Genomic DNA, 24,215 nt, shown 5'->3' with positions numbered 1-24,215 from the left:
TACAACATTCCATTTTTTTATTTAACAATCTTCTATACTTATTATGAAATCCTTTACCTCTAATTTATAAATATAAAAATAATTTATATTTATAAATCAAATCTTGATTTATCCTTTATAACGAGGTATGCTAATTAGAGGACATAAATATTTACTAAATAAAAAATCTAAAGGGAGAGTGATTGTAAATGGACCATAGTCCCAGTGCGGATGTGGGTTTTCATAACATCACTTATTATTATCTTACATTAAACTAAACTAATTTCTTTATTTTCATTATATAAATTAGTCATTTAATAGATAATATTAAGTGATAGAATTTATATAAAATTGAATAAAGGACGTGTTGCCATGATAAGATACTATAAGACTATTGACAACAAATTAGAGAAGCTAAATTCTTTCGAAAGTGGCTGTTGGATAAATCTTGTTGAACCAAATCAAAGTGAAATTAATGATATTGTTACTTTGCTAAATATAGATGCCGAAAGTGTAAAAGCTGCACTTGATGAGGAAGAACGCTCAAGAATAGATGTTGAAGATAATCATACACTTATACTTATAGATATTCCTGTGGATGAAAGTGATAGTAACTCCTCTCACTATTCAACTATACCACTTGGTATTATAATAGTTAACAATGTTATTGTAACTGTTTGTACTGCACAGACTAAAATTTTAAATGACTTCATTGTAGGTCATATCAAAGATTTTTATACGTATAAAAAAACTCGTTTCATACTTCAAATCCTTCATAAAAATGCAAGTTACTACTTGTACTACTTAAGAAGGATAAATAGAATGACAACTATTATAGAAAAAGAAGTTTCTAAGTCTATGAAAAATAAAGAGCTTATGCAACTTCTAGAATTAGAAAAATCTTTAGTATACTTTTCTACTTCTTTAAAAGCAATTGAATTAGTTTTAAATAAAATGGTTCGTACAACTAGTATAAAAAAATACCCTGATGATGAAGACTTACTTGAAGATGTTATCATTGAAAACAAACAGGCCTTAGAAATGGCTACAATATATGGAGATATATTAAGCAGAATTATGGATGCTTTTAGTGCAATTATAAGTAATAATCAAAATAATGTTATGCAGTTTTTAACTTCAGTTACCTTAATATTCTCTATTCCAACTATAATATCGGGGTTCTTTGGAATGAATGTAGGCGGTATTCCTTATGGAAATGATGCAAATGGATTTTGGATTGTTATGTTAATTACAACTTTAATTTGTCTATTAATCACATTTTTCATGTCTAGAAATAAATTACTATAATTCATATATAAATTAGTAACACTAAAATAAGCCAAATTATATTAGTATTATATTGTAAATTTTTGTATTTTATAATACAATACTAATATAATTAAACTCCCTAAAGAGGAGTAGCTTACCTTTTGTGTATAATCAATCGTCATTTCAGTATTTCTTAATACCCGGTTGGTTAAGCAAGTTTGTATATAACTTGGAAGCAAGACCTTCAAAGCAGATTTCTATCTGTTTTGAAGGTTTTTTTAACGCATTACATATTTAATACGGTATGTACTGATATTATAGAACTTACGATCGTCGCCTTTGGGACTAGTACACCTGAAGCAGCCGTTAGTATAATAGCTTCTTTGCATGGTCAAAGTGGTATGGCTATTGGAAATGTAATCTGTTCTAATATTTTTAATGTATTGATGTTTGTTGGCTTTGTATGTTATTTAGTGCATTTAATACAAAAATCCAGAAATACTACATTAAATGCAGATGTTATTGCAAGTACTAGTGAAATATCTATGTATAAATCTATTGTATATTCAATGGGTGGTATAATTGCCATAGTTATTGGTGGAAAGTTAGTTGTTGTTTCTGCTTCGTACATAGCTTTGGCGTTAGCGACCATTTAATAGGTCTTACTATCGTAGCTATAGGAACATCACTTCCTGAGTTTGTGACATCTATTATAACTTCTACAAAGGGGGAGTGTGATATTGCACTTGGAAATGTTATTGGTTCTAATATTTTTAACATATTATTTATTCTTGGTATATCATCATTTGTATCTCCAATGACTATAGAACCTAAGTTAATTTTAGATAGTATTTTTATGATTATTATTACTATTTTAACTTATTTCTTTGCTGTTAAAGAAAAAGATATTAATAAATATGAAAGTTTAACTTTAATAGGAATTTATTTAGGATATTTAACTTACTTAATAAACACTTAATAACCTAAATAAAAATAAAGCTATCTCCTTAAATGATTATTCATTCGAAGATAGCCCTTTTTATTTATTTAATATCTGTATCGATTATCATTTCATCTAATAAATTCTCAAACTCATTACATAAATCCTCTTTACTATCTAGTATGTATGTTGGTACATAGTCTTCTTCTTCACTAACTATCTTTATTTCTTCAAAAGGTGCTATTAGTACTTCATCAAAGTCTATACTTAACTTAGGCATATTATTAATTATTGACTTACAGTCGTTATAATCTTCTTGTGCTAAAGATTCATACATATCTAAGCTCTTTTTGTAGTAAAGGCGTGCTAACATGTATTCACATTTTTTATTTCCTAAATTAAATCCTTCTTTATAATATTTTTCTGCTTCACTATCTTCATTTAATTTCAAACTTAACATACCTAAATTATAAATAGACTCTTCACATTGTTGGGCTCTTGATTTTTCATACCAGTACTTTGAATTAACATAATCTTTATAAAAAATATCATAAATCACACCTAGCATATGTTGAGAATATACATTATCCTCATTAGCTGGAGCTTCAAACATTATTTTTGCTTTTTCATAATTTTCATCTTCAAAAAGTATTTCACCTAAATGAATACGTGCATTTATATGAGTTTTATCCGCTGCTTTTTCAAAATATTTTCTAGCATTAGCTTTATCATACATATCTTTGTATATACAACCTAGCTTGTAATTTGCATCTCCATCTCCATTTTCACTTGCTCTTTCATACCAAACTATAGCTTCTTCATGGTTTTCTGCATCATCATATATATTTCCAAGCTTTATCTGGCAAGACAAGGTATCAGAATTTCTTAAATAATAAGAAATAGCTCTTTCTATATCACCACTTTGGAAATATAAATCCCCTATATTTTCAACAGACTCTCTGCATCCATCTACTATAGCTTCTTCATAATACTTTATAGCTTGAGTATAATCCTTTTCTTCAAAATAAAGGCCTGCTAGATTATTTTTAGCTGCTATCATATTATCATTAGCTGCCATTTCATAATAAGTTTTAGCCTGTTCTATTTCATTTTTTTTATTATATAAATTCCCAAGTCTATATTTTGATAAAGTATTTCCTTTTTCAATACTTTTCTCATAATACTCTATAGCATCTTCAAATTCTTCATTTCTATCATATATATACGCCAATCTATACTGAGATTTAACACATTCTTTATCTGCACTTTTTATAAAATATCGTTCTGCTTCTTCATAGTTTTCGCTAATTTCCATCATTAGCCCTATGTTAAAACATCCTTTTGTGTGACCTACCTTATGTAGATATTTGTACAAACTTATAGCCCCTTTTTCATCATTTTCTCTTTGATTTAAAACAGCTAAATTAAATTTGCAATTTTCATCTAGTAAAACTGAACCCTTTTTATAACATTCTATAGCCTCTTCTTCTCTTCCTATTGTAGAATATAAAATTCCTAAGTTAAAACAAGCTCTAGAAAAATTACATTCACACGCTTCCTTTAGCCATTTTTCGCATCTATCATAGTCTTTTAATTTAAAATATACTACACCTAAATTATTTTGACCTTGCAAATCTCCTAATTTAGCTACTTTTTCATACCAATAAAGGCAATATTCATATCCCTGTATATTAAAATACATATCACCTAAATTAAGAGCTGCTTTCTCATCACCATTTTTATAAGCCATACTATACCATTTTTCAGCTTCATTATATTGGCCTTTAGAGTGATATATATTGCCTAAAGTATACTGAGACTTTACGTATTCATAATCTGCTGCTACTTTGTAAGATTGTATAGCTTTATCTATTCTCCCCATTTTCTCATAAAAAGCTCCTTTAGTATGGAATAATTTCGGATCATGAGGTATATTTTTTATATTTTTTATTGAAAACTTTGTACTTTTCATATTTAACTCCCTATTTTAATTTGCACTTTATTTTGATATATATTATATATTATATAGTAAAAAAAATTTTTCTAATTAATTTTTTTCTTTTGTAATTATATTGTAACAATAAATATAATGCGTTTATTAGTCCTATACAATTTCCATTCTAATATTATAACATGTAATCTATTATTACCAATACTTAGCATTTTATTTTATCATACTTAATTTTGCAATTATTATAATCTTATTTTCTATAGTTTTTTATTATATAGAAATGCTAAATAATTTACTATATAATCATATGTACGAGGGGGGATTTATTATGAATTTAAGCAACATATTTATTCAAGTTTTAGTTTTGTTTATTTTAATTTTGGTCGGATATATAGCTAGAAAAAAGAACTTATTAGATGAGCATTCAACGTCTAAGCTTTCATCTTTAACTATGAGTATATTCTTGCCCGCTATGATTGTTAACTCTATGCAAATAGACTATAGCCCGCAGATGATTGATAATATATTTAAATTATTGCTAATATCTGCCTTTATGTATGCTTTTACTTTCTTAATTGCATATTCTTTGAAATTTATATTTAAATCTTCTAAAGACATAGGTATTTACCAATATGTAGTTATGTTTTCTAATGTAGGATTTATGGGATATCCTATTGTTGAGGCTATTTTAGGAAAGAAAGCTGTATTTTATACTGCAATATTTAATTTACCCTTTAATTTACTTGTATTAACCTTAGGGACTTATTTTTTATCTAAGCATAAAGAGGATTTCTCATTTTCATTTAAATCGCTTATAAATCCCGCTATTCTCTCTATATTTATTGGATTAATTATCTTTGTATCTGGGTTTAATATTCCTAATTTTATTAATAAACCACTTACAATGCTAGGAGATATTACAACTCCTATTTCTATGCTAATTATAGGGAGTATGCTATGTGCGTCTTCAGCTAGCGAATGTTTTTTTAATAAGAAGTTATATTTCATAGGCTTTATTCGATTAATATTACTTCCTGTTAGTATTTATTTGTTGTTTAAAGGGCAAATAAAGGATAGCTTGTTATTATCTATACCAATTGTAATGTCTGCTATGCCTGCTGCTGCTAATACGGCTATAATGGCTGACGAATATGATGCAAATACATCCCTTGCATCTCAAGCAGTTTTTTTAACTACACTATTTTCAATAGTAACTATACCTTTTATCAGTATTATTTTATTAAGTTAATTTAATTAGTGCTTACTGTTTTTTTATAGTATAATAGTATATTATTGTAGAATTTATCAATAATACTAATATTCAATATAGGAGGAAATTTAATGGATATAAATATTGATTTAATTTTTAAAATACTTATGCTAATAGTTCTTTTAGGGATTTCTATAAAGGCTATAAAACTTGTTAGTAGCTTAATTTTCAAAATCGCTGTTGTTGGTTTTGTAATACTATTTGTTTATAAATTATTCATATAAAAAATGTCATCGAATTTTATTTCGATGACATTTTTATATTTTATATTATTTGATAGTTTTTAGATCTATATAAGCTTCAATTTGGGGAATATACAACATATCATTCTCTTTAATATGTGTATTTCCAAACTCTTTAAGTTCTAAACCTTCTTTATCTTTAGTTATTTTATATTTTATAACTTCGCTACCTTCATTTATATCAGCCTGAAAAAACATTCCCTCATATTGTTTAAATCTAAAATTAAAATTATCTCTTGTAAGTTTTATAATCATATTTTTATTAGTGTATCCTTTCTATTAATATATTTAAATTTATTATATCATAATCTAGTATTCACTCTCAAAATTATTATACTTCTAAAGCATTCTTTATTCTTTGCATAGCTTCTTTTATAGTAGATAGAGGACACGCTGCATTCACTTGAACAAATCCTAGTCCCTCTTTACCAAAACCATATCCTTGACTTTATATATTTCAAAATCAAGTCTCTTTTTATACCAATTATAAACTGATTGTTTATACCCTTTAGTATCATTTGGACTATAACCAAATACTTTATGATCTATTCTTTTATGAAGTGCATCTATTATAGGCTTGGCACACTCAAAGTCCATATCAGCTATCCATAACGGTAATCCATCTTTTGATGCTCTTTCATTACATCTTGTTCTGAAATTCTATTTGATATATCTATCTTTGAAATATCTAATCTTATCATCTTCGTTTATCTCTCTTATGATTCTACAAGGGTTTCCTCCAGCTACAACATTAGATGGTATATCTTTAGTAACTACACTCCCTGAAGCTATTACAGTATTTTCACCTATACTTACGCCTGGGTTTATAGTACTATTTCCACCTACCCACACATTGTCTTCTATGCTTATAGCTATTGCATATTCAAGTCCACTAGTTCTCATCTCAACATCTATTGGATGACCTGCTGTAAATATATTTACATTAGGTCCAAACAAGACGTTTTTACCTATCTTAACAGGTGCACAATCAAGTACTGTCAAATTATAGTTAGCATAAGATCCTTCTCCCCAAAAAATATTATATCCGTAGTCACATCTAAATGGTGGCTCTATATAAAATTCTTTACCTACCCCTCCAAATAGTTTTTTTATAATATTATCTCTTTCATCCACTTTACTTGGATGCAAGTTGTTATAATCAAATAAAACTTCTTTGGCATATTGTCTTTCACTTTCTAATTCTTTCCCAAAAGCTAAATAAAGATCTCCGTCTATCATCTTTTGCTTTTCTGTTTTTATAATAGTTTTGTGCATATCCATATTTTAAATCCCCCATTAGTTTCATTTATACTATATAAATATATTTTTAATTATATATTGACGTGCATACGCTTGCAAGTTTTTTCTAATAGCTTAAAGCTTGAATCTATTTACTTTTAAATCTTTAAAGATTACAAATAAAATAGGAGAAATATATAACCTTTATAGTTATTTATTTCTCCTATCAGTTTTTATATTATCTAAATATAGTCATGTGTATCCTTTGGTAATCCTTTTTTACTTAACTTATCTTCTATAACCTCTTTTAGTATTGAGTAAATTATAGCAAACAGAGGAACTCCAATAATCATTCCAACAAGCCCTAGTAATTTTCCTGCTACTAATAAAGAAAATAGTATCCAAAAGGCTGATATACCTATCGAATCACCTAATATCTTAGGACCTATAATATTTCCATCTAATTGTTGTATCACAAATATTATAAGTAAGAACCATAATGCCTTTATAGGTGACACAAACATTATTATTATAAATGATGGTATAGCTCCAAAGAACGGTCCAAAGAACGGTATGATATTAGTTATACCTATTATTACTGATATAAGTAAAGTATATGGTATTTTAAATATTGTTAATATAACAAATGTTAATATACCTATTATGACTGAATCTATAATTTTACCGCTTATAAATTTACCAAATGTATCATTACTTCTCTGATTTAGCTCTACTACTTTTTCTGCATGTTTTTTAGATAACAAAGCAAAAGTCATTTTTTTGCTTAATGCACAGAAATTTTCCTTATCCATTAATAAATAAATAGATATTACTAATCCTAATACTATATTCCATACACTAGATGCTATACTTTTAATAGTATCGCCTAAAATAGGAAGTAAGTTAGTTATTACACTTATAATGTAATTTATAAACTCATTCCATTTTTCCATAGCTAATACTACATATTTGCTATCTGTATTTAATTTCGCTGTCATATCTTCTAATAGATTTGTTAAATTAGTTACATATGTTGGAACATCATTAACAAGACCAACTACGCTGTCTACTACTTGTGGAAAAACAAATTTCATAAATAAATAAATTATTAAAAATGTTGTTATATAAGTAAGTAAAAGGCTTAGCCCTCTTTTATTTTTTTTCTTTATATTTTTAATTGAATCAAATATTAATACCTTTTCTTCGAAAAATACTAATATAAAATTTAATAAATAAGCTATTACAAATCCTATTATAAAAGGTTGCAATGTTGATACTATCCACCCTAAATTATCTGTAAATGCACTCATTTCACTAATTATGCTAAAGAAAATTATACTACAACATATTACTAAAAATGAATATGCCGCTATTGTTGTATACCTTTTATTCCAGTCTATTTTCATATTGCCTCCCTATATTTATATAGCTTTACCTTTTAATTATATCATTTTATCGTGATTTAATGTCGCTGTTATTTAATTATTTCTTCATTTTAACATATTTTTAACATACCTTAGTTTATTCAAAATATAGATTTTAAACACTTTTATGGCTATATAGTGTCCCATTTTTGGAATTTTAATCATATATCTATATTACGTAGTTATACTACTAATTAAAATATTTAACATGGAGTGAAAGTATATGTATAAAGACTGTATGAGTAAAGACAACAATTGCAATAAAGATTGCTCTAAATCTGCTTCTTGTAAAATGCCTAAACATTCTGCTAAGTCTTGTGGATCTAAAAACGTAGAACATAATATGTGTCCTATGTTTGTATATCCTATAAATGTATGTGATTGCCAAATATATTCTATATTATGCAGTTGTATAGGTAAAGTCGTAGGATTAAAATTAGAAGACAGTGATTGTATTTTAAAACTTCGTATTTGTAAAGTTAATCAATGTGCTGTTATGGGGAAAACATCTTCAGGAAAAGGTCCTATTTATGTGAAATTGAATTCAATTCAATATATAGACTTAGGAAAAGAAACTTATGTGAATCCACTTTGTAATATAGGTGGAAGTATTGCTGGAACACCTGGACCTCAAGGTCCTAAAGGAGACATGGGGCCTCAGGGTAAACAAGGTCCTAATGGTGATAAAGGTGCTATGGGTCTTCAAGGTAGTCAAGGTCCTAAAGGGGATAAAGGCGACATGGGTCCTCAAGGCAAACAAGGCCCTAAAGGGGATAAAGGCGATATGGGTCTTCAAGGCAAACAAGGCCCTAAAGGGGATAAAGGCGATATGGGTCCTCAGTCAAGTGCTGGCTCTAAAGGAGAAAAAGGCGATATGGGCCCTCAAGGCAAACAAGGCCCTAAAGGAGATAAAGGGGATAAAGGTGACATGGGTCCTCAAGGTCCTAAAGGTGATATAGGTCCTAAAGGCAGTGCTAGCTCTAAAGGTGACAAAGGCGATAAAGGCGATATGGGTCCTCAAGGCCCTAAAGGAGATAAGGGTGATAAAGGGGATAAAGGGGATAAAGGAATTGCACCTACAACTCCTAAAGAAAAATATGCTCCACCTAAAAAAGTTCCATATAAAAAATAGTATATAAAAAAGAGTGTTTTTAAATGATTAAAATCATTTTTAAAACACTCTTTTTTATATACTATAGACTCTAACCTATACTTTCAATCCATTTTTTACTTTCTAAATATGTATCTTGTTTTTTAAGAATCGCTGAAACTATTGCGTATCCATCACTTTTTAAAGATTTTAATTTCTCTAGATTATTTAAATCAATTCCACCTATTAAAACCATCGGTATATCTATAGTTTCTTTTATCTCTTTTACTATATCAAAAGAAACTGATTTTGCATCCACCTTAGTAAGAGTTGCATACATAGCCCCTACACCTATATAATCTGCGCCATCATTTTTAGCCTTGTGAGCTTCTTTTAAATCTCTTGCTGATACACCAACTATTTTATCTTTTCCTATTAAACGTCTAACTGATTTTGCATCTATATCACTTTGCCCTACATGTACTCCATCAGCGTCACAAAGCATTGCAATGTCCACTCTATCATTTATTATAAAGCTAACATTGTATTTTCTAGTTAATTCTCTTAGTTTTATAGATTTTTCTAAAAATTCACTACCAGACGCATTTTTTTCTCTTAATTGTAACATTGTAACTCCGCCTTTTATAGCATCCTCTATACATTTATAAAAATCTCTATCCTTTAATATGTCACTATCTGTTACTAAATACAACTTTAATATTTCTTTTATATTATTCATATTTACAATTATATTAGCTAAATTTTAATTTAACTAACCCCTTCTTTACTTTAATTTATCAAACTTATAAAAATGATGAACAGGTCCAACTCCATGACCTATGTCAAAGCTATTTTTTATAGCCTCTGTTATATATATTTTGCTAAGTGCAACTGATTCTTTTATTCCATATCCTAAAGCCAAATGAGATGCTATTGAAGAAGATATAGTGCACCCTGTTCCATGAGTATTCTTTCTATCCAATCTTTTGCTTTCATAAACTTCAAATATATCTTTTCCAATTAATACATCAATAGCATCACCTTTTAAATGTCCACCTTTCATTAATACATGTTTGGGTCCCATTTCTAAGATTTTTTGCCCTGCTATTTTCATATCTTCCAAAGTTTCAATTTTCATGCCTGTTATCTCTTGTGCCTCGGGTACATTCGGTGTTACTATATACGCCATTGGAATTAAATATTTTATCATATTTTCTTTAGCCTCTGGTCTAAGTAAACTATATCCACTCTTTGACATCATAACTGGATCTACTACTAAATTTTTTGGATCATACTTTTTTAAAGTATTTGCTATTTCTAAAATTATCTCTGGACTCGATACCATACCTATCTTAACAGCACTTGGCTCTATATCATCAAATACTACTTCTATTTGCTTTTTTATTATATTTTTACTTAACTCTTCTACTTCAAATACTCCTTGTGTATTTTGAGCTGTTATCGCAGTTATTACACTCATCCCATATGTTCCTATAGCACTAAATGTTTTTAAATCAGCTTGTATTCCTGCTCCCCCACTACAGTCTGATCCTGCTATTGTAAGTGTTGCTACTTTGTAGTTTTTCATATTTTGCCCCCTTAATTGTTGTTATATAAAAATAAAAAGCTATACCTAAATTAGGTATAGCTGTATTACACTTATAAATATACATATATATTTAAACTAATGTATAAGCTTTCCTACGCTGGAATTATCCATATCAGGTACAAGGGTCGGTAAATCCTCTCAGCCTTTTGGCGCCCCTAGCTGTTCTTCAAAACTCTTTATAAATCAATTATATTACTTTTTATTTAATTGTCAATCCCTTGTCATTTATAAAGGAATTTGTTATTAAATGTTTTTTACACTTTATATAAATAATAATATTATTGCATTTTTTTAGTTTAACTTATTTTATATCTTCAATCTTAACGCCTTTTATTCTAACTATATCCGCAGCCATTCCAACTACTGTAGCACCTTCTGGTATATCTTTTAACACAGCTGAATTTGCTCCTATTTTAGAATTTGACCCTACAGTAATAGGTCCCAATATTTTTGTTCCTGCTCCTATTATTACATTATCTTTAATTGTCGGGTGCCTTTTTCCTTTATCTTTTCCAGTTCCACCTAAAGTAGTACCATGGTAAATCGTAACTCTATTCCCAACCTCTGCTGTTTCTCCTATTACAACACCCATACCATGGTCTATTAATATACTATCTCCTAATGTAGCCCCTGGGTGTATTTCAATGCCTGTTAAAAATCTTGATATTTGAGATATTAACCTTGCAGTAAAAAAAAGTTTATGATTATATAAAAAATGTGATACCATATGCGATATTCTAGCATGGATAGAAGGGTATAACAAAAATACTTCTATCTTGCTCCTTGCGGCTGGATCATTTTCCATTATATACTCTATATCTTTATTTATTTTTTTAAACAAATTTTCTCATCTCCTATAATTTTGTTTACTTTGATTAATCATAGTTACTATTTAAATATCTCCATAGATATATATTTTTCAATCCCGTCTGGAGCTATTGTAACTATATTTTTATTTGGATACATTTTTGATAGCTTTAAAGCTCCACATACATTAGCACCTGAAGATATTCCAACTAATATAGCTTCTTCTTTTGCCATTAATCTAACACCATCAAAAGCTTCTTCATCTGATATTGTCATTACTTCATCGACTAAAGAAGCATCATAATTCTTTGGAATAAATCCTGCTCCTATACCTTGAATCTTATGCGAACCACTTTGATTTTTAGATATAGCTGGTGATTTTTCAGGTTCTATAGCTACTATTTTTATATTAGGGTTTTGTTGTTTTAAATATCTAGCTACTCCACTTAAAGTACCCCCTGTACCTACACCACAAATAAATATATCAATATCTTTTACTTGATCTAATATCTCCACTCCTGTCGTTTTATAATGACCATTTGGATTATCTTCATTATCAAACTGATTTAAGCTTTTATAACTATTATTTCCCTTTAAAAGCTCTTCAGCTTTTTTTATAGAACCATTCATCCCAAGCTTTCCATCTGTAAGAATAATAGTTGCTCCATAAGCTTTCATAAGCTCTCTTCTTTCTATACTCATAGTTTCTGGCATTACTATTATTACTTCATATCCCTTTAATCTTCCTATCATAGCCAAAGCTATACCCGTATTTCCGCTAGTTGCTTCTACCAACACATCTCCTTTTTTTAAATTACCTCTTTTTTCTAATCCTTCTATCATAAAATAGACTGCTCTATCTTTTACACTTCCACCTGGATTATATTTTTCTAATTTAACATAAACATTAGCATTTTCTAATTTATTTAATTTAACAATAGGTGTATTACCTATCATACTTAATATATTTTCATTAATCATATTGTTGCCTCCCTTTTTTATTATCAAAATGATAATCATAAGTTTATTATATTATTATCATTTTGATAATGCAACGCTTTTTTTAAAATAAAAAAAATATTTTTTTAACAAAATAGACTAGGAAATTTTCCTAGTCTATTTTTATTCACATTTATTGATTAAATATATCTTATTTATTTAAACATTACTTCTCCTAAATTAGCAAACATTTGAAGCATTAAATAAGACTTTATATCTATAGTGTCATCCCCTCTTAATATCTCCTTTGCTTGCTCTTTAGATATTAATAAAGCCTCTATCTCTTCATCATCTTCTAAAAATTCTTGACTTATTTGACCATCACATAAACAATATATAAATGCTACAGATTCATCTGTCATCCCAGGAGATAAATAAACCTTTTCTTTACTGTTTACTTTATTGATTTCAATAAGATTTAAACCAGTTTCTTCTTTTAGCTCTCTTGCTGCTGCCGTTTTAATATCTTCATTATTATCTACAAGACCTGCTGGAAGTTCATATATAAAGTTATTTATAGGAACTCTAAACTGTTTTATCAAGACTAACTTATTTTCATCTTTATGAAGTGCACAAATTACAACAGCATCTATTTTATCTTCTTTGTTTTCTAAATAAATTTCACTTAATTCTTTTTCGCCTTTTCTTGAAGCTACCATCCAGTGTCTTTCATCATTGTTTTTGTTATTGTATTTTACATCATATAATCCTACAAACTTAGTTTCTACTAAAGTTTTAACATTTTTTATCTTTGAATGTTGCATATTAAAATACTCCCTTTCTCCAACCTCAATTTGCTATATACTAGTTTATATTATAACAATAAATCCTTTTTTTATCATTATTTTTAGATTTATGCTATAGTTAAGAAGATAATACAGCTATATTTTAGGAGGTAATATGAAAAATTTATCAATCTTTTATATTTTTATTATTAATATAATTTCATTTATATTTATGTTCATTGATAAGCAAAAAGCAATAAAACATAAATGGAGAATCAGTGAATACACTTTAATGTTGCTAGCTGCTTTAGGTGGAAGTATAGGAACACTTGGTGCAATGTATACTTTCAGACATAAAACTAAAAAATTAAAATTCAAAATAGGCGTACCATTTATAATTATTATTCAATTTTTATTTTTCTTTAAAACCAAATCTTAATTATTTATTTTTGTCTAATTTTGAAATTATTTTTTTTGAATTTTTTTTCTTTGTTTTAGTCATATCTTTTATGTTATAATACATTTTATCGGAGTATTTTTACATTTTTTTCCATAACACAGTATGGAAATTTGTATTAATTGATTAACTAATGTGTTTATTATAGGGGGATATATGAATAAATACGTAGATTTTGTTGTAGGTTCAACGCTTAGTGTCTTTATATTTTTAATTTGGTATTTTAAAAGTTTGTTTTCTGCCACTCCAAATAATTTTTATTTTGGCATAGCAGCTTTAATATTATTTAACTTAACCATATTGACTAAAATATATTGTACATATTTAAGCAAAACTAACTTAGTTTTGGCTAATTCAGTATTAGTATTTTTTTTACTATGTTGTTGGTTTTCAACAACGAAAACATCATTTACTTATAATTATTACTTAAGTGACACTATTATAAATTTTTTGTGTTTTATACTAGCTATTATTCAATTCTTGTGTATAATTTCAAATGGGGTAAATAAAATTAAAAATAATAACAAAAATAGAAGTTCCTTGTAAATTACAAGGAGCTTCTATTTTTGTTATATCTATTTTATCTATGCTAATGTTTTAAAAGCATATCCACTATCTTTGAAATATTGTATTATTTGTGGTAATGCTTTAGCAGTTTGTTCTTTTCCATAAGTATCATGCATTAAAATAACTACCATTTCTTTTCCTTCAGATGTTTTTTTAGCTTGTGCTAATAATTCATCCGCATTTTTCTTTCTACCTTCTGCATCTGAATTTAATGCATTCCAGTCTATAGACGCCATATTATTTTCATCTAAATATTTATCCAACCCTTCCATACCTTTCCAAGACATATGTCCTCCTGGACATCTAATTACTCTTGTTGAGAAATACGGTCCTAATATATCTTTTAAGATTTCATCTGTTTTTTTGAAATCCGATGTAAAGTTTTCTAAATTTAAATGTCTATTTGGATATAAATATTTATAGTCATGGCTGTATGAGTGATTTGCTATAGCATTTCCTTCGCTAAAGCTTCTCTTGATAAGATCTCTTGCTGTATCTCCGCCTCTTTCTATATTTTGTCCAGTTACAAAGAATGTTGCATTAACTCCACCTGCTTTTAGTGCATCTAAAATTTTAGGTGTAACCGTTGTTGATGAACCATCATCAAATGTTAAGAATACAACTTTTTCTCCATTATTTGAGTAATCATAGTTCTTTAATTTTTTTGATATTTCTACTGCATCATAAGAATTTTTCTTTGCTTCATGATTAACACCTATAATTCTCTTTTTAGCTTCTTCTGCTTCTTTACGTTTTTTCTCTGCTGCTATTCTTTCTGCTTCAGCTGCTTGTTGCATTGCTATTTTTTCTTCTTTTTTATCAGCTAAATAGGATGTAGTAGCTCCAACTACCTTTACTCCCATGAACACTATTACTAAAAATGCAACTATTGTTAATGCCATTTTTTTAGGATTAAATCTCTGTCCTTTATTTTGTTTTTTAGAACTGAAGTTTATTTTGCTTTTTTTCGCCATAATACTCCCCCCTCTTGTGTATTTTTTTGTCAGTTTGTATCCTATAACTATTATAGTAGTTTTAAAAAAAATGTCCACAGTATAAAAATTACAGTTCTGTAATCAAACTAAATACAACTCTTTTACGTCTAATGTTTCATATGATTTTTTTAAATTTCGCATCAAAAAAATAGGTAGTAATTTCATAATTACTACCTATTTTTTCATTTTTTATTTAATGAACTATACCCATAGATACATTCATTATAAAGCTTAATATAAATAGTGCTGTAAGCACATACATTGGTATAGAAATTTCTTTTCTTTTTCCACATGCAACATTTAAAACTGTGTAAACTATAAATCCTATAGATATACCATTAACTATATTATAAGTAAAAGGTATTAATGCAATTATAAAAATTACAGATATAGTATCTATTAAGTCACCTTTTTTCAAATCAAAGAATGTCTGTATCATTAAAAATCCTATAAATATAAGTACACTACTTATAACACCATTTGGTATCAACTTAAGTACCGGTATTAAAAATAATGATAATAAAAACAATATGCCTGATGTAAATGCAGCTATCTTTCCCTTAGCTCCTACACTAATTCCAGAAAAATTTTCTGCTGCAACTATAGTTGGGCTGGTTCCAAATACTCCTGCTATCATATTTGATATTCCTGCTATCTTAAATGGTTTTTGAAATTCATCACTTCTATCGATAGCTTCCATCTGACCATATAAAATGCCCATATTTTCAAATACAATAACTATGCTTATAGAAAATACTGCCACTATAAAAGGCATAGTTAACATATTTTTAAATGACATTGCTAAAAATACATCACTTAAAGCACTAATGTTAAAAGAATTAAAATCTAAATCACTTAAATTGGTAACTCCCATAAATAATGATAATATCGTACCTATAACAATACTTATAAGTAAATTTCCACTAACATTTCTAGCATTTAATATTAAAATAATTAATAGTGTTATTATGCTTAAAAGTGTCTCTTTATTGGTTATATTCCCAAATGATACCATAGTATTTTCATTGGCTACTACAAGCCCACTTTTTTGTAAGCCTATAAATAATATAAAGAATCCTACACCAACAGTTATAGCATGCTTTAAGTTACTTGGAATAGACTTCATAAGTATGGGTGTTATCTTAGTACTTGCTATTATTGTAAATATTATCCCACTTATAAACACTGCTCCTAATGCCTCTTGCCATGAAAGACCCATTGAATTTACTATTGTATAAGTAAATAATGAGTTAATTCCCATTCCGGGTACCACAATAAGTGGTGTATCAGAAAATAAGCCCATAAGTATTGTTGATATACTACATGTAAATATAGTGGCTATCATTGCTGCATCTGAACTAATTCCTGCATCTGATAATATAAGTGCATTAGTCATTATAATGTAGACACTCGCTATAAATGTAGTTACTCCTGCTAATACCTCTGTTTTGAAGTTGTTTTTTTGAAGTACCCTGTTATTTGTTTCCTTTAAGCCTTTGTTTAATCTTTCGTCCATTTCTCTTTCCTTTTAAAATATGTCCCTCTCCCACCCGTATAAACAATACCTCTACATTTTAACATTTTTTTTAAAGCCAGTCTATATTTTGTAGCTATACTTAATCTAATATAAAAGTTTGTAATTGCCTAAATAATTGTATATCATCTTCTATTATAGCAATCACCTCGTCATTAGCTTTTATAAAAAAATAACCCATCTCATCTTCTATTAGTTCAAAGCATATATCTTCTCTCTTTATTTTTTCTCTTTCACTTTTAAACACTTTAGTTAAATCATCTCTATTATTATCATATAGTATTTTTTCTAATATAGTAACTCCAGATACCTTAGTTGCTGCTACCATATATACAGCTAAATCTTCAAGATATGATATTAATAATTCTCCATGTATATGATGTTGTATGAATTTTTTTAATTTATTATTTTTATTATTTATAGGATATAAATCTATTAGCAACTCTTCAAATTTCATATTACTTCCTCCTATATGCATTTATTAATGTATATGCAACTATATTTAATAAAATGCTTATCTAAAATTAATATGAAAATCAAATTTAGCTTTATTATTTTTCTATGCTATTAGTATATTCCCCTATAATAAAATAAGCATTCAGCAAATTTATCTTTACTGAATGCTTATTTTTAGTATTTATCTATTTCCTTTAATAATTCGTTTACTAAGTCATTGCCTTTTATTTTTCTTACTATTTCACCTTTTTTGAATAACAGGCCTTCACCTTTTCCACCTGCTATACCTATATCTGCTTCCCTAGCTTCTCCTGGACCATTTACTGCACATCCCATTATAGCTACAGTAATATCTTTTTCCATGTAGTTTGTTTTTTCTTCTACTTCATTTACTACACTTATAAGGTCTATATTACATCTCCCACAAGTAGGGCAAGATATTACTTTTATTTTGTCATTTAAAAGATCTAAGCTTCTTAATATTTCTTTTCCAACTATAACTTCTTCACAAGGGTCTCCTGTAAGAGAAATTCTTATAGTATCTCCAATACCTTTAAGTAGCATCGCTCCTACTCCTATTGAAGATTTTATAGTCCCCTTTTTTATACTACCTGATTCTGTTATACCTATATGTAGAGGGTAATCTACTTTTTTAGATATTAGTTCATAAGCTTCTATTGTTTTATATATATCTGATGATTTAAGAGAAATCACTATATTTGTAAAATCTAAGTCTTCTAATATTTTTATATGCCCTAGTGCACTTTCAACTAAAGCTTCCGCAGTTGCAGATCCATATTTTTCTAGTAACTCTTTTTCTAGCGACCCACCATTTACACCTATTCTTATCTTTAAGTTTTTAGCTCTACATTTTTCTACTACAGCTTTTACTTTATCTATACTTCCAATGTTTCCTGGGTTTATTCTTACTCCATCTATACCCTGGTCTATAACTTCTAATGCTAATCTATGGTCAAAGTGTATATCCGCTATTACAGGTATATTTACTTCACTTTTTATTTTACCTATATTTTTAGCTGCTTCCATGTCAGGTATTGCTACCCTAACAACATCGCATCCTACTTCTTCTAATGCTTTTATTTGTGCAATAGTTGCTAATGCATCCCTAGTGTCAGTATTGGTCATTGATTGTATACTTATAGGGTTATTTTTACCTATTTTTACATTTCCAACACTTACTTCTCTACATTGTCTTCTTTTATAGCTCATTTTATCACCTATCTTCTAAAAAATTAACACCTAGAATAATCTAAGTATATCTTTATATGTTACAAATACCATAAAGCCCATTAACAGAGCAAATCCTGCCATATGTATCATAGCTTCTTTGTTTTGATCTAGTTTTTTTCCGCCTCTTATAGCCTCTAAGCCTAAAAGTACTAGTCTTCCACCATCTAGTGCTGGTATTGGTAATAAGTTAAATACACCTAGGTTTAAACTTATTATTGATGCTATATATACTAAGTTTATAATACCCATCTTGGCAGCATTTGACACAATTCCTACTACTCCAATTGGGCCTGCTACTGAGTTTCCAAATCCTCCAGGTATTGTTCCTGTTACTAATTGCCCAATGAACATTACCATTTGTTTTGTCATATCTACTGTACTTGTAAATGCATAAGCTATTGATTTGAATATATTTTTTTCTGCTTTATATCCTATACCTATTATATAGTTTCCTTGTTCATTCTTTTGAGGTACTACGCTAAATTCTTTTGTTCCTTTATCTCTTTGTACTTTTATATTTACTTTGTCTCCATCAGAATTACGTAAGTTGTTCGTTACATCATTCCATGATTTTATTTCATTTCCATTTATATTTATTATCTTATCATCTGTTTGTAACCCTATCTTTTGAGCCGGGCTATTTGGTGCTATTTGACCAAGTGTTGTACTTGGTGTTCCTATATACATATATACTGGTATTAACAGTACTATTGCAAATAGTATATTAAAAAATGGTCCTGCAAATAGTATACTTGCTCTTTGCAATATGCTCTTTGCGCCAAAAGATTTTGGATCTTTAGATTCCTCATCTTCGCCTTCCATACTCACATACCCTCCAAGTGGAAGTAGTCTTACTGAATACTGTGTATCACCTTTTGTTGTGCTAAATACTTTAGGTCCCATTCCTATTGCAAATTCATGAACTCTAACTCCTGCTTTTTTTGCAAATAAGAAATGCCCTAATTCATGTATAAACACTATTGCACTAAATAATAATAATGCTGCTATTATAGTCAAATTCTCACCTTCCTACGTATTTTATTTTGTTAATATATTTTTTACAAAGCTTCTTGCCCATTTATCTATTTCTAATATATCTTCTAAACTCGGATTTTCTATACTATTATGTGCTTCTAAAGTTTTTTCTATGTAATATGGTATGTCGTAGAATCCAATTTTATCCTCTAAAAATTCATTTACCAATACTTCATTTGCACTATTTAATACTGCGCAGTATGTTCCCCCCATTTTTAAACTCTCATAAGCAATTTTTAAACATGGGAATGTTTCTAAATTTGGCTTTTCAAAAGTTAATGTAGCTATTTTAGCTAAATCTAACCTTTCAAAATCATTTATTGTTCTATTTGGATATGATAATGCATACTGTATAGGTAACCTCATGTCCGGGCAGCCTAGTTGTGCCATTACTGAACTATCTACAAATTGAACCATTGAATGTATTATACTTTGTGGATGTACTACTACATCGATTTGATTATGTTCTACACCAAATAACCACTTAGCTTCTATAACTTCTAATCCTTTGTTCATTAGTGTTGATGAGTCTATACTGATTTTTCTACCCATTGACCAATTAGGGTGTTTTAATGCTTGATTTTTAGTTACTTCTAGTAAGTCTTGTTTAGTTTTCCCCCTAAATGGACCCCCTGATGCTGTTAGTATTATCGTTTCTATCTCTTTATTTTGTTCTCCGTTTAAACATTGGAATATTGCACTATGTTCACTATCTACAGGAAGTATTTTAACATTGTGCTTTTTAGCCTCACTCATTACAAGGTCACCTGCACATACTAAAGTTTCCTTGTTTGCTAGCGCTATATCTTTTTTATTTTTTATAGCTGTAAGTGTTGGTACTAAACCTATCATTCCTACTATAGCTGTAAGTAATACATCTATTTCGTCAAGTGCTGCTATGGCTTTTAGACCTTCCATCCCACTTAGTACTTCTATCTTAATATCATTTGGTATCATTGATTTTAGTTTCAAAGCACTAATTTCATCGTATACTGCTACATATTTAGGTTTGAATTCCTTTATTTGTTGTAGTAATAAGTCCACACTACTATTAGCACTTATTGCAACAACTTCAAATTTTTTTTTGTTTTTTCTTACTACATCTAACGTTTGCGTCCCTATTGATCCAGTTGATCCTAGTATTGATATTCTTCTCATATTATTTCCCTTTCTATAATATAAACAATTTTTATATATCATTATATTATACCATTATTTTAGCTAGTATTATTAAATATGAATTAAAATTCATTTCATATAAAACAATTAAAGCTTCAGTATTAACTGAAGCTTACTTGATAAAGAACATTATTGCATAATATACAAACGGTGCTACTAATATAACACTGTCAAATCTATCTAATATACCACCATGTCCTGGTATTAATTTTCCATAATCTTTTATGCCTACATATCTCTTTATTGAAGATGCAAATAAGTCTCCAAATTGTGCTACTATACTTCCTACACTCCCGATTATGGCTATTGGCAGTATAGCTAGCTTAAACATATATGCAAATAATATACTACAAAGTGTACTTCCTAATATTCCCCCTACGCTTCCCTCTACTGTCTTTTTAGGACTTACTTTTGGAATAAGTTTATGTTTTCCAAATAGGTATCCAGTGAAGTATGCAAATGTGTCCGTCGCAAAAGATATTATAAATATAAGCCATACATATATATATCCAAATTCAAAATCATTTAGTGTTAGTACTATAAAATCCAAAAATATGGCTACATAAAAAATCCCTACAAATGTCATCGCTATATCTAATATGTCATTTTTACATCTTAGTAAATAAGTTATTGATATTAAGAATAGTATAAATGCTACCGCGTATGAGTATTGTACATCTAATCCATAAATGTTTTTAATTAGTAAATAACCGGAAAATATATATCCTATATTAAATAATGGGTTTATATTTTTTACCTTAAATGCTTTATAGAACTCATTTAAAGCAATAGAAACTATTGCTACTTCTACTATGTATAAAGGAAGTCCACCTATTATTATAAATATAAATAACGGTACTAGGGCTAGCCCAGCAATAATTCTTGTAAGCATATTTTATTCTCCTTACTTAAGACCACCAAACCTTCTATCTCTGTTTTGATATACATATATAGCCTTTTGAAGTTGTTCTTCATTAAAATCTGGCCAATGTATATCTGTGAAGTAAAATTCAGAGTATGCAGCTTCCCAAAGTAGGAAGTTACTTAATCTTTGTTCTCCACTTGTTCTTATTATTAAATCAGGTTCTTTAATGGACTTTGTGCTTAAATAGTTTGTTATAGTATCTTCGTTTATGTCTTCTATATCTAGTTTACCACATTTTGTATCTTTTACTATATCTATTACAGCATTTTTTATATCATATCTTGCTCCATAGTTTAATGCTAGGTTTAAATTAACCCCAGTATTAAATTTAGTAAGTTCATATGCTCTTTCTAATTCATCTACACAATATTTAGGAAGTTTATCTATATCTCCTATTGTGCTAATTTTCACGTTATTTTTATGTAATTCTCTTACTTCTTTTTTTAAGTATGTTGATAATAAGTTCATTAATGTATCTACTTCAAGTTTAGGTCTTTTCCAATTTTCTGTCGAAAATGCATATAATGTTAAATGCTTAACACCTAACCTTTGACACTCTTTTAGCACTTTTCTTATAGTTTCTACTCCAGCTTTATGTCCTGCTGTTCTTGGTAAGAATTTAGATTTTGCCCATCTTCCATTCCCATCCATTATTATAGCTATATGAGTAGGCACTTTATTTAAGTCTATGTCGTATGAATTCATATTATGCCTCCAACAAGTAATCTGACCCCCTATTTTAAGGAGTCAGAAAAATTTGTGATTAATAGTTCTACACCATCTTCTATATCTGATATTTTTATGACCTTAAAAACAGTTAATTTCTCTTGGTCTTTTTTACCTTTTATAGTTTTTATAGTGTAATTTATATTTTGTTCTTTTAAAAAATTTTCTACATCATTTACCTGAAGGCCCAAAAGGTTATAATATTTTTCCAATATTATACCTCCATTATATCCTTTTCTTTAGCTACTGCTAATGCATCTACTTCTTTGATGAATTTATCAGTTATCTTTTGAACTTCATCTTGAGCTTTCTTTAATTCATCTTCACTTATTTCGCCTTCTTTTTCCATTTTCTTTAATGAATCATTGGCGTCTCTTCTTTCATTTCTTAGTCTTACTTTGTATTCTTCAGATACTTTATGAGCTTTTTTTCCTAACTCTTTTCTTCTCTCTTCTGTTAAAACTGGAACTGATAGTCTTATAACACTACCGTCATTAGTTGGATTAAGACCTAAGTCAGAGTTTCTTATAGCTTTTTCTATTTCAGCCATAGCACTTTTGTCCCAAGGGCTTATCATTATTGTTCTTGGTTCTGGAACTGATATTGCTCCTACTTGGTTTACTGGAGTTGGTGTTCCATAGTAGTCTACTCTTATTTTGTCTAACATTTTAGCATTTGCTCTACCAGCTCTTATTGTAGTATATTCATGCTTAAGTGCATCTATAGTTTTGTTCATTTTAGTTTCTAAGTCTTTGTGTAATTCTAATTTCATTCTTTCATCCTCCTACTATACATATAGATTTTAATTTATTATCTTACTGTTGTTCCTATATTTTCGCCCATTACTGCTCTTATTATATTCTCTGTTGATAGTTCAAATACCTTTATAGGTATTTTATTATCCATACATAAAGATGTAGCAGTAGAGTCCATAACTTTAAGTTCTTTTTGAAGAACTTCTATGTATGTTAACTCTTCAAATTTAACTGCATCGTCATGCACTTTTGGATCTTTATCATATACTGCATCAACATTTTTAGCAAGTAATATAACTTCAGCTTCCATCTCAGCAGCACGTAGTGCTGCAGCTGTATCTGTTGAGAAATACGGATTTCCAGTTCCTGCACCAAATATAACTACTCTTTCTTTTTCTAGATGTCTAACTGCTTTTCTTCTTATGTACGGTTCTGCTATTTGTCTCATTTCTATAGCTGTTTGAACTCTTGTTTGTACATCTATATTTTCAAGGGCATCTTGTAGTGCCATAGAGTTCATAACTGTTGCAAGCATTCCGATATAGTCTGCTGTAGTTCTGTCCATTCCTTCTGAAGTTCTTCCTCTCCAGAAGTTTCCTCCACCTACTACAACCGATACCTCAACACCTACTTGTTGAATTTTTTTGATAGCTATAGCTATTTCATTAACAACATCGTTGTTTATTCCAAAGCCTTTATCTCCTGATAATGCTTCTCCGCTAAGTTTTAGCAGTACTCTTTTGTACATTGGGTTACTCATTTTAGAAATCCTCCTATTTTGAACTAAAATC

At 28.6% G+C, this 24,215-nt stretch carries 29 protein-coding genes and 1 riboswitch; of the genes, 8 read left to right on the top strand and 21 right to left on the bottom strand.

Going from position 1 to position 24,215, the window contains the following annotated elements:
- Window positions 1-351: 351 nt before the first annotated feature.
- The 3 genes from QOZ84_RS08145 (at window position 352) to QOZ84_RS08135 (ending at window position 2,227) form a co-directional block, all read left to right on the top strand.
- The gene (locus QOZ84_RS08145; protein WP_284132454.1) at window positions 352-1,287 is read left to right on the top strand and encodes a magnesium transporter CorA family protein; all 936 of its coding nucleotides are present in this window, start codon (window positions 352-354) and stop codon (window positions 1,285-1,287) included.
- 179 nt (window positions 1,288-1,466) lie between these two features.
- A complete protein-coding gene (locus tag QOZ84_RS08140) occupies window positions 1,467-1,904 on the top strand; it encodes a hypothetical protein (protein ID WP_331496540.1) in 438 nt (145 codons plus the stop codon).
- Between the two features lie 44 nt (window positions 1,905-1,948).
- Window positions 1,949-2,227: a sodium:calcium antiporter gene (locus QOZ84_RS08135; RefSeq protein WP_416390343.1), complete on the top strand. Its 279-nt coding sequence runs from the start codon at window positions 1,949-1,951 to the stop codon at window positions 2,225-2,227.
- Between the two features lie 64 nt (window positions 2,228-2,291).
- On the opposite strand, the gene QOZ84_RS08130 is transcribed toward QOZ84_RS08135, so the two are convergent.
- Window positions 2,292-4,160: a tetratricopeptide repeat protein gene (locus QOZ84_RS08130; protein ID WP_284132453.1), complete on the bottom strand. Its 1,869-nt coding sequence runs from the start codon at window positions 4,158-4,160 to the stop codon at window positions 2,292-2,294.
- Window positions 4,161-4,467: 307 nt separating this feature from the next.
- Between QOZ84_RS08130 and QOZ84_RS08125 the strand changes: the two genes are divergently transcribed.
- Window positions 4,468-5,388 carry an AEC family transporter gene (locus QOZ84_RS08125; RefSeq protein ID WP_284132452.1) on the top strand — a complete coding sequence of 307 codons (921 nt, stop codon included), beginning with the start codon at window positions 4,468-4,470 and terminating at the stop codon, window positions 5,386-5,388.
- A gap of 92 nt (window positions 5,389-5,480) precedes the next feature.
- The gene (locus QOZ84_RS08120; protein WP_284132451.1) at window positions 5,481-5,633 is read left to right on the top strand and encodes a hypothetical protein; all 153 of its coding nucleotides are present in this window, start codon (window positions 5,481-5,483) and stop codon (window positions 5,631-5,633) included.
- Between the two features lie 45 nt (window positions 5,634-5,678).
- On the opposite strand, the gene QOZ84_RS08115 is transcribed toward QOZ84_RS08120, so the two are convergent.
- The 4 genes from QOZ84_RS08115 to QOZ84_RS08100 all read right to left on the bottom strand — a co-directional run bounded on the left by QOZ84_RS08115 (window position 5,679) and on the right by QOZ84_RS08100 (window position 8,296).
- On the bottom strand, window positions 5,679-5,906 hold the full coding sequence (locus QOZ84_RS08115) for a hypothetical protein (RefSeq protein ID WP_284132450.1): 228 nt from the start codon (window positions 5,904-5,906) through the stop codon (window positions 5,679-5,681).
- 159 nt (window positions 5,907-6,065) lie between these two features.
- Window positions 6,066-6,248 (bottom strand): hypothetical protein, encoded by a 183-nt coding sequence (locus QOZ84_RS08110; protein ID WP_284132449.1) that lies wholly within the window; start codon window positions 6,246-6,248, stop codon window positions 6,066-6,068.
- Window positions 6,249-6,311: 63 nt separating this feature from the next.
- The gene (locus tag QOZ84_RS08105; RefSeq protein ID WP_284132448.1) at window positions 6,312-6,932 is read right to left on the bottom strand and encodes a sugar O-acetyltransferase; all 621 of its coding nucleotides are present in this window, start codon (window positions 6,930-6,932) and stop codon (window positions 6,312-6,314) included.
- A gap of 200 nt (window positions 6,933-7,132) precedes the next feature.
- Window positions 7,133-8,296 carry an AI-2E family transporter gene (locus tag QOZ84_RS08100; protein ID WP_284132447.1) on the bottom strand — a complete coding sequence of 388 codons (1,164 nt, stop codon included), beginning with the start codon at window positions 8,294-8,296 and terminating at the stop codon, window positions 7,133-7,135.
- A 241-nt stretch (window positions 8,297-8,537) separates the two neighbouring features.
- Here QOZ84_RS08100 and QOZ84_RS08095 point away from each other — a divergent pair, with 241 nt between their 5' ends.
- Window positions 8,538-9,446 (top strand): collagen-like domain-containing protein, encoded by a 909-nt coding sequence (locus tag QOZ84_RS08095; protein WP_284132446.1) that lies wholly within the window; start codon window positions 8,538-8,540, stop codon window positions 9,444-9,446.
- A gap of 70 nt (window positions 9,447-9,516) precedes the next feature.
- Here QOZ84_RS08095 and thiE read toward each other — a convergent pair whose 3' ends face one another.
- The 5 genes from thiE to QOZ84_RS08070 form a co-directional block, all read right to left on the bottom strand.
- Window positions 9,517-10,143, bottom strand: a complete 627-nt coding sequence (gene thiE, locus QOZ84_RS08090; RefSeq protein ID WP_331496539.1) for a thiamine phosphate synthase — start codon at window positions 10,141-10,143, stop codon at window positions 9,517-9,519.
- A gap of 45 nt (window positions 10,144-10,188) precedes the next feature.
- Entirely contained in the window at window positions 10,189-10,992 is an 804-nt protein-coding gene (thiD, locus tag QOZ84_RS08085; RefSeq protein ID WP_284132445.1) for a bifunctional hydroxymethylpyrimidine kinase/phosphomethylpyrimidine kinase, read from the bottom strand.
- Window positions 10,993-11,085: 93 nt separating this feature from the next.
- A riboswitch (TPP riboswitch) is annotated at window positions 11,086-11,180 on the bottom strand.
- A gap of 134 nt (window positions 11,181-11,314) precedes the next feature.
- The gene (gene epsC / locus QOZ84_RS08080; RefSeq protein ID WP_284132444.1) at window positions 11,315-11,854 is read right to left on the bottom strand and encodes a serine O-acetyltransferase EpsC; all 540 of its coding nucleotides are present in this window, start codon (window positions 11,852-11,854) and stop codon (window positions 11,315-11,317) included.
- 47 nt (window positions 11,855-11,901) lie between these two features.
- Window positions 11,902-12,801 (bottom strand): cysteine synthase A, encoded by a 900-nt coding sequence (gene cysK / locus QOZ84_RS08075; RefSeq protein WP_284132443.1) that lies wholly within the window; start codon window positions 12,799-12,801, stop codon window positions 11,902-11,904.
- Between the two features lie 173 nt (window positions 12,802-12,974).
- A complete protein-coding gene (locus QOZ84_RS08070) occupies window positions 12,975-13,583 on the bottom strand; it encodes an NUDIX hydrolase (protein ID WP_284132442.1) in 609 nt (202 codons plus the stop codon).
- 136 nt (window positions 13,584-13,719) lie between these two features.
- Here QOZ84_RS08070 and QOZ84_RS08065 point away from each other — a divergent pair, with 136 nt between their 5' ends.
- Together QOZ84_RS08065 and QOZ84_RS08060 are read left to right on the top strand one after the other, a co-directional pair.
- On the top strand, window positions 13,720-13,983 hold the full coding sequence (locus QOZ84_RS08065) for a DUF1294 domain-containing protein (RefSeq protein ID WP_284132441.1): 264 nt from the start codon (window positions 13,720-13,722) through the stop codon (window positions 13,981-13,983).
- A 174-nt stretch (window positions 13,984-14,157) separates the two neighbouring features.
- Window positions 14,158-14,547, top strand: a complete 390-nt coding sequence (locus QOZ84_RS08060; protein WP_284132440.1) for a hypothetical protein — start codon at window positions 14,158-14,160, stop codon at window positions 14,545-14,547.
- 38 nt (window positions 14,548-14,585) lie between these two features.
- On the opposite strand, the gene QOZ84_RS08055 is transcribed toward QOZ84_RS08060, so the two are convergent.
- From QOZ84_RS08055 to pyrH, 11 genes are all read right to left on the bottom strand, one after another.
- A complete protein-coding gene (locus tag QOZ84_RS08055) occupies window positions 14,586-15,542 on the bottom strand; it encodes a polysaccharide deacetylase family protein (RefSeq protein WP_284132439.1) in 957 nt (318 codons plus the stop codon).
- A 214-nt stretch (window positions 15,543-15,756) separates the two neighbouring features.
- Window positions 15,757-17,079, bottom strand: a complete 1,323-nt coding sequence (locus tag QOZ84_RS08050; protein WP_284132438.1) for an NCS2 family permease — start codon at window positions 17,077-17,079, stop codon at window positions 15,757-15,759.
- A 100-nt stretch (window positions 17,080-17,179) separates the two neighbouring features.
- Complete coding sequence (locus tag QOZ84_RS08045; RefSeq protein WP_284132437.1) at window positions 17,180-17,554, bottom strand: hypothetical protein; 375 nt, start codon at window positions 17,552-17,554, stop codon at window positions 17,180-17,182.
- 173 nt (window positions 17,555-17,727) lie between these two features.
- Window positions 17,728-18,783 carry a flavodoxin-dependent (E)-4-hydroxy-3-methylbut-2-enyl-diphosphate synthase gene (ispG, locus tag QOZ84_RS08040; RefSeq protein WP_284132436.1) on the bottom strand — a complete coding sequence of 352 codons (1,056 nt, stop codon included), beginning with the start codon at window positions 18,781-18,783 and terminating at the stop codon, window positions 17,728-17,730.
- Window positions 18,784-18,813: 30 nt separating this feature from the next.
- Complete coding sequence (gene rseP, locus QOZ84_RS08035; RefSeq protein WP_284132435.1) at window positions 18,814-19,821, bottom strand: RIP metalloprotease RseP; 1,008 nt, start codon at window positions 19,819-19,821, stop codon at window positions 18,814-18,816.
- Between the two features lie 21 nt (window positions 19,822-19,842).
- The gene (locus tag QOZ84_RS08030) at window positions 19,843-20,997 is read right to left on the bottom strand and encodes a 1-deoxy-D-xylulose-5-phosphate reductoisomerase (RefSeq protein ID WP_284132434.1); all 1,155 of its coding nucleotides are present in this window, start codon (window positions 20,995-20,997) and stop codon (window positions 19,843-19,845) included.
- Between the two features lie 133 nt (window positions 20,998-21,130).
- On the bottom strand, window positions 21,131-21,910 hold the full coding sequence (locus QOZ84_RS08025; RefSeq protein WP_284132433.1) for a phosphatidate cytidylyltransferase: 780 nt from the start codon (window positions 21,908-21,910) through the stop codon (window positions 21,131-21,133).
- A gap of 12 nt (window positions 21,911-21,922) precedes the next feature.
- A complete protein-coding gene (locus QOZ84_RS08020) occupies window positions 21,923-22,648 on the bottom strand; it encodes an isoprenyl transferase (protein ID WP_284132432.1) in 726 nt (241 codons plus the stop codon).
- A 29-nt stretch (window positions 22,649-22,677) separates the two neighbouring features.
- Entirely contained in the window at window positions 22,678-22,881 is a 204-nt protein-coding gene (locus QOZ84_RS08015; RefSeq protein WP_284132431.1) for a hypothetical protein, read from the bottom strand.
- Window positions 22,882-22,883: 2 nt separating this feature from the next.
- On the bottom strand, window positions 22,884-23,441 hold the full coding sequence (gene frr, locus QOZ84_RS08010) for a ribosome recycling factor (RefSeq protein WP_284132430.1): 558 nt from the start codon (window positions 23,439-23,441) through the stop codon (window positions 22,884-22,886).
- Window positions 23,442-23,479: 38 nt separating this feature from the next.
- Window positions 23,480-24,184: a UMP kinase gene (gene pyrH / locus QOZ84_RS08005; RefSeq protein ID WP_026900724.1), complete on the bottom strand. Its 705-nt coding sequence runs from the start codon at window positions 24,182-24,184 to the stop codon at window positions 23,480-23,482.
- Window positions 24,185-24,215: the final 31 nt, after the last annotated feature.

The sequence above is a fragment of the Romboutsia sedimentorum genome, assembly GCF_030131845.1.
GTDB lineage: Bacteria > Bacillota > Clostridia > Peptostreptococcales > Peptostreptococcaceae > Romboutsia_D > Romboutsia_D sedimentorum.
Note: the sequence above shows the minus strand (reverse complement) of the source record. Positions and strands in the feature narration are given on the sequence as shown.